Genomic DNA, 12,470 nt, shown 5'->3' on the forward strand with positions numbered 1-12,470 from the left:
TACATCATTGCGAACAGCGCCAAGGCGAGGACTAACGTCAAATCCATAAACCAGGATACGCGGCCTTGCTGATTGGCGGCCATTCGCGATCTGCTCCAGCAATGAAAATAGTTCAAGACCGATGTCGATTTCCGGGAAGCTCATTCGTCCTCGGTAGGAAGCTGAAAGAAATTCGCCCACGCAAGGAACAAATGCGATGACAATCACCATCACGGCATTTGAACGATCGCCCGATGGCGGCAAGGGACTGGCCCGCGATACGCGTGTTCGCTGGGCGCTGGAAGAAGTGGGGCAGCCTTACGCGGTCCGTTTTGTTTCCTTCGCCGGCATGAAGGCGCCTGACCATCTGGCCATCCATCCTTTCGGCCAGATCCCCACCTATGAGGACGGTTCTCTCTCGCTGTTCGAGACCGGCTCGATCGTCTTTCACCTTGCCGAGCAGCATGCGGGCCTGCTGCCGAAGGAGCGCGACGCCCGCGCGCGAGCGATCACGTGGATGTTTGCCGCGCTGAACACCATCGAGCCGCCGATCCTCGAACTGACCACGGCAAGAATTTTCGAAGCCGACAAGCCCTGGAGCGAGGCGCGCTTGCCGTTGGTAAAGGATCGTGTTCGCGCCCGGCTCGACCGCCTCTCGGCTCATTTGGGCGTCGCGGATTGGCTCGATGATGCGTTCAGCGCCGGCGATCTGTTGATGGTGTCAGTGCTGCTGCGACTGAGAATGTCAGGCATTCTGGACGAATACAAAAACCTGGCCGCCTACGTGGCGCGCGGAGAAGCTCGGCCCGCTTATATCAGGGCTTTCGCCGCGCAATTCGCGATCAACGCTCCATCAGCCAACTGACTCGCCTCGATCCGCTGTGGCTGTGCGCTTGTGAGTCTGCGGCCTAGCCAAATATCCGGCCTATGGTAGCTTGCCGTTTCAAGGCTGTACCGGCCTTCGAGGGGGATCGACCATGCTCTACATTCTTGCACTTCTGATCGGCGTCATTGCCGGACTGCGCGCCATGACGGCACCTGCCGCCGTTGCCTGGGGCGCCTATCTCGGCTGGCTGCCGGTTGCTGGCACCTGGGCGAGCTTCATGAGCCATTGGGCGGCTGTCGGCATCTTCACCATCCTGGCCATCGTCGAACTGGTCACCGACCAGCTGCCGTCGACGCCAAGCCGCAAAGTGCCGCAGCAGTTCGGCGCCCGGATCCTGCTCGGCGCCTTCAGCGGCGCGGTGATCGGCGCGACCAGCGGCGCCACCATCGTGTGCCTGATCGCCGGAGCGATCGGCGCCGTCATCGGCACGCTGGGTGGTGCCGAAGCGCGAGGCCGGCTGGCGGCCGTTTTCGGTAAGGATCCGCCCGCGGCCTTCATCGAGGATGCGGTGGCGATCATCGGCGGCTTGCTGATCGTGGCGGCGGTCGTATGACGGCCCAGACCTTAAACGCAAAGACCATAAACGCAAAGACCTTCGACGCCATCATCATCGGCGCTGGCCAGGCGGGATCGCCCCTGGCGGGCCGCCTGACCGCCGCCGGCATGAGCGTGGCGCTGATCGAGCGCAAGCTGGTCGGCGGCACCTGCGTCAACACCGGCTGCATGCCGACCAAGACCATGGTCGCCAGCGCTTATGCCGCGCATCTGGCGCGGCGCGCCGCCGACTATGGCGTGACGTTCCCGGGCCCCGTCGGGGTCGATTATAGCAGGATCAAGGCGCGCAAGGACAAGGTCACCGACGACGCCCGTGGCAATCTGGAAACCTGGATCGCCGGAATGGAGCGCTGCACGCTCTATCGAGGACATGCGCGCTTCGAATCCGCCAACACGGTGCGTGTCGGCGACGACCTGTTGACCGCCGAAAAGATCTTCCTCAACACCGGCGGCCGCGCTTCGGTGCCGGACCTGCCCGGCATCCACGACATCGACTATCTGACCAATTCGTCGATGATGGATCTTGACGTTTTACCGCGCCACCTGATCGTCGTCGGCGGCAGCTACATCTCGCTCGAGTTCGCGCAGATGTTCCGCCGCTTCGGCTCGGAAGTCACCGTCATCGAAAAGAGCCCGCGCCTGACCGGCCGCGAGGACGAGGACGTCTCGGCCGCCATCCTCTCGATCCTGGAAAATGAAGGGATCGCCGTTCATGTCGGCGCCGATGATATCGGCTTCGCCAAGCAGGGTGGGGACATTGCCGTGAGTTTCTCCGCGGGCCAGCCGCCCGCGGTCGGCTCGCATGTGCTGTTGGCGCTGGGCCGAACGCTCAATACCGACGATCTCGGTCTCGACAAGGCGGGCGTCGAGGTCGACGGGCGCGGCGCGGTTGTCGTCGATGACCAGCTGCGCACCAGCGTGCCAGGCATCTGGGCGATGGGCGACTGCAACGGCAAGGGCGCCTTCACCCACACCTCCTACAACGACTATGAGATCGTCGCCGCCAATCTGCTCGACAAGGATACGCGCAGGATCAGCGACCGCATCGAGGCGTACGCGCTCTACATCGATCCGCCGCTCGGCCGCTGCGGCATGACCGAGACGGCGGTGAGGAAATCCGGACGTCGCGCCCTGGTCGGCCAGCGGCCGATGACCCGTGTCGGCCGCGCCATCGAGAAGGGCGAGACGCAGGGATTCATGAAGATCCTCGTCGATGCCGACACCAGGGAGATCCTCGGCTGCTCGGTGCTCGGTCCCGGCGGTGACGAGGCGGTGCATTGCGTGCTCGACCTGATGTACGCCAAGGCGCCGGTCGACACACTGGCGCGCGCCGTGCACATCCATCCCACCGTCTCGGAGCTTCTGCCCACCATCGCCCAGGAGTTGAAGCCGCTGGCGTGAGACTGTCAGCCGACTTCCTGCCTCTTCAGTCCTCGCCTATGCCTGCCGAAGGCACCGTGATTTCACAGTCGTCATCACGCGATTATCGCTGGGGCCTCGGCCGGCTTCAAGATATCGTGTCGGCAGCAAACGGAACTGAGACGAAGCGACATCGTTTCAGCCCTTGAAGGATCGGCCTGCGTCGGGCTGGTGTAAGAGGAGAAGAGCATGATGAAGAAGAACTGGACGAAGCCAACAATGTGCCAGGTCGCCGCGAGCTTCGAGATTTCGCGCTATCTGCCGGCTGAAATTACGCGCAAGAAGTAGTTCCCGAAGGTGCATGCCCTTGGCGACACCGGCATGCACCTTTGTCGATCAGGTGAAAGCCAGGGCCAAGCGTATGCCGCGTGGCTCGTTGTGAAGCGCCTTTGGAGCAGAAAGCGCCATGCGCTTGAAGATCATCGGATCGGCGGCGGGCGGCGGTTTTCCGCAGTGGAACTGCAATTATCGACTGAGCAGCGCCGCGCGGACACGATCAAGCGGTCTGCGACCTCGGACCCAGTCGAGCCTCGCGGTCTCGTCGGATGGGGTGGGTTGGATCCTTTTCAACGCTTCGCCCGACATTCGCCAGCAGATCGCGCAGACACCGGAGCTACAGCCACCGCCGGATGGACCCGTGCGCTGCACCCCTATCCGCGCCGTGGTGCTGACGAACGCCGATGTCGACCACATTGCGGGCTTGCTCAGCCTGCGCGAGCGACAGCCCTTTGCCCTCTATGCGACCAAGGAGGCATTGGCGACGCTGGAGGCGAATTCGATTTTCAACGTTCTGGATCCCGAGATCGTGCCGCGACGGACACTGCCTCTAGCAGGCGAAACGGAGATTTGCGACGCGCAGGGGCGAGAGGCCGGCGTGACAGTGGAGAATTTCCCAGTCCCCGGCAAAGTGGCACTGTACCTCGAGGACAAAAGCCGTCCGGAGGCCAATTTCGGCTCCGACAGAGGAGACACGATCGGCGTTCGCATCAGTGGGGCGACAGGCAAGTCGGTTTTCTACATCCCCGGTTGCGCACGGATCGATGCGCTGCTGCGCGCTCGTGTCGAGGGCGCCGACTGCCTCTTGTTCGACGGCACCGTCTACACCGATGACGAGATGATCGCCGCCGGCGTCGGTGAAAAGACCGGGGCGCGCATGGGTCATCTGGCGATCACCGGGGATGCGGGCTCGATCGCCGGCCTGGCGAACGCGAACATTGCCCGCCGCGTCTTCGTTCACATCAACAACACCAACCCGGTTCTTGACGAGAACTCGGCTGAACACGCTGAGGTCAGGGCAGCCGGTTGGGAAGTTGCCCATGACGGCATGGAGTTGGAACTTTGAGCACCTTCCGCGATGCGGCCAAGGACGGCCTCTCCAAAGGCGATCTCGAAGCGGTTTTGCGACAGGTCGGCGTGGAGCGCTACCATCACCTGCATCCCTATCACCACAGGATGGTCGAAGGGGCATTGTCGAAGACGGAAATGCAGGCGTGGGCGCTCAACCGCTATTGCTACCAGGCGATGGTGCCGCGCAAGGACGCCATGATCCTGGCGCGTGCAACCGACCCGGCGTTTCGCGCCGCGTGGCGAATGCGCATCGAGGACCATGACGGCGACGATGGCTGGAGCGGCGGCATTGCGCGCTGGCTGCACCTGGCAACGTCGCTCGGCCTCGATACGGACAGTGTGAAGAGCGAAAGGCTGGCGCTGCCAGCCACGCGTTTTGCCGTCGGTGCGTATCTCACCTTCTGTACCGACAAGACCTTGCTGGAAGCGGTCGCGTCCTCTCTGACCGAAATGTTCTCGCCCGTCATCATCGGCGAGCGCATGTCCGCGATGCTGGCCAGATACGTTTACGTCACCGAAGACACGCTGGCCTACTTCAAGCATCGCCCGAAACAAGCGTCGCGCGATGCCGATTTCGCCCTCGCCTATGTGCTCGACCACGCCGACACGGCTGAGCGACAGCAGGCTGCCATCGACGCGCTGGTGTTCAAGTGCGACATCCTGTGGACGATGCTCGACGTGCTTCAGCATGCCTATGGCGAGGATGGCAACATACCGCCCGGCGCTTTCCGGCCGGAGCACGTGCAATGACGGCGTTGCGCGAAAGGACGATCGTCTCGCCGCATTCGGTGCCTTCGCTGCCGAAGCACGTTCGCATCCAGTACGATCCCGTACGCCAGGCCTTTGCGGTGCTTTCTCCCGAAAAGATCTTCTGGCCAAACGAAATCAGTCTCGACATCTTGCGGCACTGCGACGGAAACTCGACGGTCGCCCAGATCATCGCCGGCCTCTCCGCCGAATATGATGCTGGTCCCGAGGCTATTGCCGGCGACGTCGTCTCCTTCCTGCAGGAATGGTCCGACAGGCTGCTGGTGAGGTCATGACCGTGCCGCATCTTCCACCGATCGGCATGCTGGCGGAACTCACCCATCGCTGCCCGCTGCAATGCCCCTATTGCTCCAACCCGCTCGCATTGCTGAAAGCCAATCGTGAGCTCGACACCCGGGCTTGGCTCGACCTGTTTGGTCAAGCCGCGGATCTTGGCGTGTTGCAGGTGCATTTGTCCGGCGGCGAGCCGACATTGCGCCGCGATCTCGAACAGCTGATTGCCGGACTGGCGGATCGCAATGTCTACACTAACCTGATCACGGCCGGCGTCGGCATCGCGGACGGCCGCATCGAGGCTTTCGCCGAAGCAGGGCTCGACCATCTGCAGCTGAGCTTTCAGGGCGCGCGAGCGGCGACCACGGAACTCATCGGCCATCACCGCGGCAGCCATGAACAGAAACTGGAAACGGCAAGACGCGCCCGGGCGGCAGGGCTACCGCTGACCATCAACGCGCCGATCCATCGCCACAACATCGCGGAGGTTCCGGAACTCATCGAGCTGGCACTTTCGCTGGGCGCGGAGCGGCTGGAAATTGCCAACGTACAATATGGCGGCTGGGCGTTGGCCAACCGGGACATGCTGATGCCCGACCGGTCGGCGGTCGACCGGCAGGCCGACATCGTCGAGGCGGCAAGCCAACGGCTGAAGGGAATCATGAACATCGATTTCGTCACGCCAGACTATTTCGCCCACTATCCGAAGCCGTGCATGGGCGGGTGGGCGCGTGACGCCTTCATGGTGGCGCCCGATGGCACGGTCCTGCCGTGCCACGCCGCGCAGACAATTTCCTCTCTCCGTTTCGAGCGGTTCGGCGAGCGCTCGCTTTCGGAAATCTGGACAGATTCGCCGTCATTCAATGCGTTCCGCGGCACGGACTGGATGCAGGAACCTTGCCGCGGCTGCGACCGGCGCGAGATCGACTGGGGCGGTTGCCGCTGCCAGGCCATGGCGATCGCGGGAGATGCCGCCGCCGCGGACCCCGCATGCGCGAAGTCGCCGGTTCATGATCGTATGGCGGCACTCATCGATGAGGCTCGCCACGCTGCCGCCTCTCCCGGTGGAGGAAACGCCTTCCTCTACCGCCGCATGGGTACCGCGCCAAAACCCGTCTGATGGCTGGTTCGACCGGCGGCCCCATCCGCGGCGGCCGTCATTGCTCCGCCTCTTGGCGTCCGCTCCACGCTTTCTGCATTGCTGCATTGCGGCAATGTCTGTTGCCCCCGGCAGGGNGTCCTTCTGCATCGGCACCACCGAATTCGTCATCATGGGCCTGCTGCCCGAGGTCGCCGCCGATCTCGGCGTGACGATCCCCGCCGCCGGCCTGCTGGTCACCGGCTATGCGCTGGGGGTCGTCTTCGGCGCGCCTGTCGTGGCCATGGCCACCGCGCATCTGCCGCGCAAGCCCGTGCTGGTGGGACTTGCGGCCCTGTTCGTCGTCGGCAACCTCTTCTGTGCCATCGCGCCCAATTACTGGCTGCTGATGGCCGCGCGCGTCTTCACCGCTTTCGGCCATGGCGCCTTCTTCGGCATCGGCTCGGTCGTCGCGGCAAGCCTTGTGCCGCGCAACAAGCGCGCCAGCGCCATCGCGCTGATGTTCGCGGGCCTGACGCTCGCCAACATCCTCGGGGTTCCCGCAGGCACCGCACTCGGCGAAGCCTTCGGCTGGCGCGCCACCTTTCTGGCCGTGGTCGGCATCGGCCTGATCTCGGTCGCGGCCATCGCGTGGCTGGTGCCGTCCGACGTCACGGAACCGAGCGGCGGCGGTCTGCGCGCCGAAGTCCGCGTGCTCGGCAAGCTGCAGGTATGGCTGGCGATGCTGATCGCGGCGCTGACCTCGGCCAGCCTGTTCGCCGTTTTCACATACATAAAGCCATACCTCACCGACGTGTCGGGTCTGTCGAGCGCGGCCGTCACCTGGGTGCTTTTGCTGTTCGGCGCCGGCATGACCATCGGCAACATCATCGGCGGCAGGCTTGCCGACTGGAAACTGATGCCGACAGTGATCGCCACCTTGCTGCTGATGGCCCTGCTGTTCGTCGGCTTCATGCAGTTCGGGGCGATCGCCAGCATTGCCATCGGCATCGTCTTTCTCTGGGGCCTGCTCATCTTCGTCGTCGTGCCACCTCTGCAGATCCGGGTCGTCGAGGCGGCTTCCGAGGGACCGAACCTTGCAGCCACGCTCAATCAGGGCGCCTTCAATGTCGGCAATGCCGGCGGCGCATGGATCGGCGGCGTGGCGCTGTCATCAGGCGTTTCCTATGCCGATTTGCCGCTCGTCGGCGCCGTGCTAGCCCTGGTGGCGGTCGCCGTTGCGGTAGTGTCGGCGGCGCTGGACAGGCGCGCGCCTGTCCCGCTTCACGCTGCCGCGGAATAGGCCCTTGCGCCCATAGCGCGGCGGGCTGGACCAATCGACATCGGCACCTTCCAATGGGCATGTCTTCTCGCATTCATGGAGAATGTCATGCAGAAATCGATCGAACGCATCGCCGGCGACAGCGACGGCGTTTCCTACGAATTCCCGGTGCTCCGCTTGGCCGGCGCCGACAAGACAGCGCCTTCGGCCTACCTGCAGGCGGCGCTCCATGCCGGCGAATTGCCTGGCGTCGTCGCCATCGATGCATTGATGCCGATGCTGAACAAGGCCGAGGCCGAGGGTCGCATCAGGGGCAACATCACCATCGTGCCCTGGGCCAACCCGATCGGCCGCGCGCAATACCATTTCGGCGAGCACCAGGGTCGCTTTCATCTGGGCACCCGCACCAACTTCAACCGCGGCTTTCCGCTGCTGGCCGCGCCCGACGCCAAGCTCTTGCCGGACGCCACCTTTGGTGGCGCCGACCAGCAGCTGAAGTCGCGCCTGGTGCAGCTTTCGCTCGGCCATGACATCGTGCTCGACCTGCACTGCGACGATGAGGGCCTTGCCTATCTCTACGTCCACACCAGCCTGTGGCCTGAGATGGCTGATTGCGCCGCCGCCATGGGCGTCGAGGCCGTGGTGCTGTGGAGCGAGGACACCGACGGCACCTTCGAGGGCGCTTCGATCATGCCTTACCAGAACGCATCGGCCGATGTGGCGAAGTTCGACAGGCGCGTCGCCACCACTGTCGAATATCGCGGCATTCTCGATGTCGACGGCGCGCTGGCCAAGTCCGACGCCGAAGGCCTTTACCGGCTGCTGGCGGCGCGCGGCGTGATATCCGACACCGACCTGCCCGCGCCCGGCCCCTTCAAGGGCGTCGCGGCACCTCTGGAAAACATCGACATGATGCCGGCGCCCCGCGGCGGTGCGGTCCTCTACGACGTCAAGCCCGGCGACCGCGTCACCAGGGGCGCGCGGCTCGCCACCATCGTCCACGCGCCAGGCGAAGTTGATGGCCGCACGGAAGTGTTCGCGCCGCAGGACGGCATCATCCTGACCCGTCGCTCGCGCCGCATCATCCGCTCCGGCGAAGACCTGTTGAAACTGGTCGGCGACAGCAAGAGCGCCGATGCAAGGTCGGGTACGCTGGAGGATTGAGCCTGCGTCGAATCCAGTTGCGCGGCCGCCCAATCGCCGCTAAGGGAATCGCCATGAACATGCGTTCGATCAAGACCATTTGGTGGTGGGCCTGCTGACAGCGGCCTGTTCGAACGCGTGTGCGTGAAAATAGTGGGTGGCCGCAACGGAATGTCCGGGCGGCCATTTGTTTTTTAAAGCCATTCCCGGGTCCGTTGCCCAAGTAGCTGATGGAGACGGCAATGACGTTGAAGGTTCTGGAAAACGGCGCTGAAAGCTTCGTGACGGCGGGTGGCATCACCATCACCCGCGAGCGCCACGACCGCCCCTATGAAGGCGCGATCGACGCTTATGTCGAGGGGCTGAACTCGCGCCGGGGCGCGGTATTTTCCTCGAACTACGAATATCCTGGCCGCTACACGCGCTGGGATACGGCCATCATCGATCCGCCGCTGGTCATCTCGGCACGCGGCCGCGCCATGCGTATCGAGGCGCTGAACAGCCGTGGCGAGGCGCTGTTGCCGGTCATCGGCAGGACATTGGGCGGCCTCACCGAGGTCACGATCGCCGAGACCTCGAAAAAGCTGATCCGTCTCGACGTCGCCCAGCCTGGAAGGGTCTTCACCGAGGAGGAACGCAGCCGCGTTCCCTCCGTCTTCACCGTGCTGCGCGCTATCACCGCCCTGTTCAAGACGGCCGAAGACGCCAATCTGGGCCTCTACGGCGCCTTCGGCTACGACCTTGCCTTCCAGTTCGACCCGGTCGACCACACGCTCGTGCGCAAGCAAAGCCAGCGCGACCTGGTGTTGTTCCTGCCCGACGAGATCCTGGTCGTCGACCACTACTCGGCCAAGGCCTGGACCGACCGCTACGACTATGCGGGCGAAGGTTTTTCGACCGAAGGCCTGCCACGCGACCAAATCGCCGAACCGTTCAAGACCGCCGACCGCATCCCGCCACGCGGTGACCATGAGCCCGGCGAATATGCCAATCTGGTGCGCCGCGCGATGGACTCGTTCAAGCGTGGCGACCTCTTCGAGGTTGTCCCCGGCCAGATGTTCTACGAGCGTTGCGAGACCCAGCCCTCCGAGATTTCGCGCAAGCTGAAGTCCATCAACCCGTCGCCCTATTCCTTCTTCATCAACCTGGGCGAGAACGAATACCTGATCGGTGCGTCACCGGAGATGTTCGTGCGCGTCAACGGCCGCCGCGTCGAGACCTGTCCGATCTCCGGCACCATCAAACGCGGCGACGACGCCATCTCAGATAGCGAGCAGATCCTGAAGCTGCTTAATTCGAAGAAGGACGAATCCGAGCTCACAATGTGCTCGGACGTCGATCGCAACGACAAGTCCAGGGTCTGCGAGCCGGGCTCCGTACGCGTCATCGGCCGCCGCCAGATCGAGATGTATTCGCGCCTGATCCACACCGTCGACCACATCGAGGGCCGCTTGCGTGAAGGCATGGACGCTTTCGACGCGTTTCTCTCGCACGCCTGGGCGGTCACCGTCACCGGCGCGCCGAAACTGTGGGCCATGCGCTTCATCGAGCAGAACGAGAAAAGTCCGCGCGCCTGGTATGGCGGCGCGATCGGCATGGTCAACTTCAACGGCGACATGAATACCGGCCTTACCTTGCGCACCATCCGCATCAAGGACGGCATCGCCGAGGTACGTGCCGGCGCTACATTGCTCTTCGACAGCATTCCAGAGGAAGAAGAAGCTGAAACCGAACTGAAGGCATCCGCCATGCTCTCCGCGATCCGCGACGCCAAGACGGGCAATTCGACCAGCACCGAGCGCACCACGGCGCGCGTCGGCGACGGCGTCAACATCCTTTTGGTCGACCACGAGGATTCCTTCGTCCACACGCTGGCCAACTACTTCCGCCAGACCGGCGCCAATGTCTCGACCGTGCGCTCGCCGGTGCCGGAGGAAGTCTTCGACCGGCTGAAGCCCGACCTCGTCGTGCTGTCACCCGGACCCGGCACGCCGAAGGACTTCGACTGCGCGGCGACCATCAAAAAGGCTCGCGCGCGCGACCTGCCGATCTTCGGCGTGTGCCTCGGCCTGCAGGCACTGGCGGAAGCCTATGGCGGAGAACTCAGGCAGTTGCACATTCCCATGCACGGCAAGCCATCGCGTATCCGCGTCTCGAAGCCGGGCATCATCTTCTCCGGCCTGCCCAAGGAAGTCACCGTCGGCCGCTACCACTCGATCTTCGCCGATCCGGTACGCCTGCCCGACGATTTCATGGTTACGGCCGAGACGGAAGACGGCGTCATCATGGCCTTCGAGCACCGCAAGGAGCCGATCGCCGCGGTGCAGTTCCACCCGGAATCGATCATGACGCTCGGCCACAATGCCGGCATGCGCATCATCGAGAACATCGTCGCGCATCTGCCGCGAAAGGCCAAGGAAAAGGCAGCCTGACGCCAATGGCCGAAGCCGAGAACACGATGGCGATCGCAGCCAGGGCGGCCGCGAAGCGCAAGGTCGCCAACCTTGCCTTCTGGTCGATCGTGGTCGCTTTTGTCGTGCTCGCGCTGAAAGCCGCCGCCTGGTACGTGACCGGTTCCGTCGCGCTCTATTCGGACGCGTTGGAATCGATCGTCAACGTCATCGCGTCGATTGCCGCTTTCTGGGCGATCCAGGTCAGCCACAAGCCGGCCGACCAGGATCACCCCTTCGGCCATCACAAGGCCGAGTATTTCTCCGCCGTGCTGGAAGGCGTGCTGATCGTGCTCGCCGCGCTTTTGATTCTGAACGAAGTCTGGCGCTCCTGGCAGGCCCCGGCGCCGCTCGAACAGCCTTGTAAAGGCCTTGCCGTCAACGGCGTCGCCACCGCCATCAACGCCTTCTGGGCCTGGATGCTGATCCGCACGGGCCGGGCCGAGAAATCGCCGGCGCTGGTCGCCGACGGCAATCACATCATGACCGATGTGGTGACCTCGATCGGCGTCTTCGGCGGCCTGGTCGGAGCGATCCTGACTGGCTGGCAGATCCTCGACCCGGCATTGGCTGTCATCGTCGCGCTCAACATCCTGTGGCAGGGCTGGCATGTGATCGGCTCGTCGATGAACGGCCTGATGGACCGGGCCGTCGACACGGCGGAGCACATGCGCATCCGCGACATCATCTCGGCCAATTGCAAGGGCGCCATGGAGGTGCACGATCTCAAGACCCGCATCGCCGGCCGCGCCACCTTCATCGAGTTCCATCTGGTCGTCGACGCCGACATGTCGGTCGGTGCCAGCCATGTCATCTGCGATCGCATCGAAGACGCGCTGAAGGCCGACCTCCCCTCGGTGCGGGTGACCATCCATGTCGAGCCCGACGACGAAGCTAAGCTGCCCAAGGGCACGACCGCGGTGCCGTTCGCCTGAGGCGGGTCACTGTCGCGACCTTGGAGAGCAACTCCAGGAAAAGCGTGAGCGTTTTTCCGTCCGGAATTGCTAAAACAAAGAGCTAACCGGAGTTTCTCGACTTCGTCATCCTTGGGCGAAGCAGGAGCGCAGCTCCGTAGCGGAGACCCAAGGATCGCCATGAAGTGTGGCGGAGCAGAACTTTGCACCGTCGCAGCGCCTCGAAGTCACGGCATGGATCCCATGGTCCGCGCTGCGTCGCTTCGCTCCTTGCTCCGCCCTGGGAGGAGACGAAANTGAAGTGTGGCGGAGCAGAACTTTGCACCGTCGCAGCGCCTCGAAGTCACGGCATGGATCCCATGGTCCGCGCTGCGTC

11 protein-coding genes are annotated in these 12,470 nt (G+C 63.8%); all 11 read left to right on the top strand.

Going from position 1 to position 12,470, the window contains the following annotated elements:
• Positions 1-196 precede the first annotated feature (196 nt).
• The 11 genes from X742_RS165200 to X742_RS165150 all read left to right on the top strand — a co-directional run bounded on the left by X742_RS165200 (position 197) and on the right by X742_RS165150 (position 12,115).
• Complete coding sequence (locus X742_RS165200) at positions 197-844, top strand: glutathione S-transferase family protein (protein ID WP_023770329.1); 648 nt, start codon at positions 197-199, stop codon at positions 842-844.
• A gap of 112 nt (positions 845-956) precedes the next feature.
• Entirely contained in the window at positions 957-1,418 is a 462-nt protein-coding gene (locus X742_RS165195; protein ID WP_023770330.1) for a membrane protein, read from the top strand.
• Between the two features lie 26 nt (positions 1,419-1,444).
• Entirely contained in the window at positions 1,445-2,821 is a 1,377-nt protein-coding gene (locus X742_RS165190; protein WP_023770331.1) for an FAD-containing oxidoreductase, read from the top strand.
• Positions 2,822-3,245: 424 nt separating this feature from the next.
• Positions 3,246-4,181, top strand: a complete 936-nt coding sequence (pqqB, locus tag X742_RS165185; protein WP_023770333.1) for a pyrroloquinoline quinone biosynthesis protein PqqB — start codon at positions 3,246-3,248, stop codon at positions 4,179-4,181.
• Positions 4,178-4,936: a pyrroloquinoline-quinone synthase PqqC gene (gene pqqC, locus X742_RS165180; protein ID WP_023770334.1), complete on the top strand. Its 759-nt coding sequence runs from the start codon at positions 4,178-4,180 to the stop codon at positions 4,934-4,936. Before pqqB ends, pqqC begins: the two co-directional genes overlap by 4 nt.
• Positions 4,933-5,229 (top strand): pyrroloquinoline quinone biosynthesis peptide chaperone PqqD, encoded by a 297-nt coding sequence (pqqD, locus tag X742_RS165175; protein ID WP_023770335.1) that lies wholly within the window; start codon positions 4,933-4,935, stop codon positions 5,227-5,229. Before pqqC ends, pqqD begins: the two co-directional genes overlap by 4 nt.
• Positions 5,226-6,347 carry a pyrroloquinoline quinone biosynthesis protein PqqE gene (gene pqqE, locus X742_RS165170; RefSeq protein ID WP_023770336.1) on the top strand — a complete coding sequence of 374 codons (1,122 nt, stop codon included), beginning with the start codon at positions 5,226-5,228 and terminating at the stop codon, positions 6,345-6,347. Before pqqD ends, pqqE begins: the two co-directional genes overlap by 4 nt.
• 94 nt (positions 6,348-6,441) lie before the next feature.
• On the top strand, positions 6,442-7,608 hold the full coding sequence (locus X742_RS165165; protein WP_031247657.1) for an MFS transporter: 1,167 nt from the start codon (positions 6,442-6,444) through the stop codon (positions 7,606-7,608).
• 87 nt (positions 7,609-7,695) lie between these two features.
• Positions 7,696-8,751 carry a succinylglutamate desuccinylase/aspartoacylase family protein gene (locus X742_RS165160; protein ID WP_023770338.1) on the top strand — a complete coding sequence of 352 codons (1,056 nt, stop codon included), beginning with the start codon at positions 7,696-7,698 and terminating at the stop codon, positions 8,749-8,751.
• Between the two features lie 221 nt (positions 8,752-8,972).
• On the top strand, positions 8,973-11,162 hold the full coding sequence (locus X742_RS165155) for an anthranilate synthase (protein WP_023770339.1): 2,190 nt from the start codon (positions 8,973-8,975) through the stop codon (positions 11,160-11,162).
• Positions 11,163-11,167: 5 nt separating this feature from the next.
• Positions 11,168-12,115: a cation diffusion facilitator family transporter gene (locus X742_RS165150; protein ID WP_023770340.1), complete on the top strand. Its 948-nt coding sequence runs from the start codon at positions 11,168-11,170 to the stop codon at positions 12,113-12,115.
• Positions 12,116-12,470 lie beyond the last annotated feature (355 nt).

This window comes from Mesorhizobium sp. LNHC229A00 (assembly GCF_000502415.1).
In the GTDB taxonomy this organism is placed as follows: Bacteria; Pseudomonadota; Alphaproteobacteria; order Rhizobiales; family Rhizobiaceae; genus Mesorhizobium.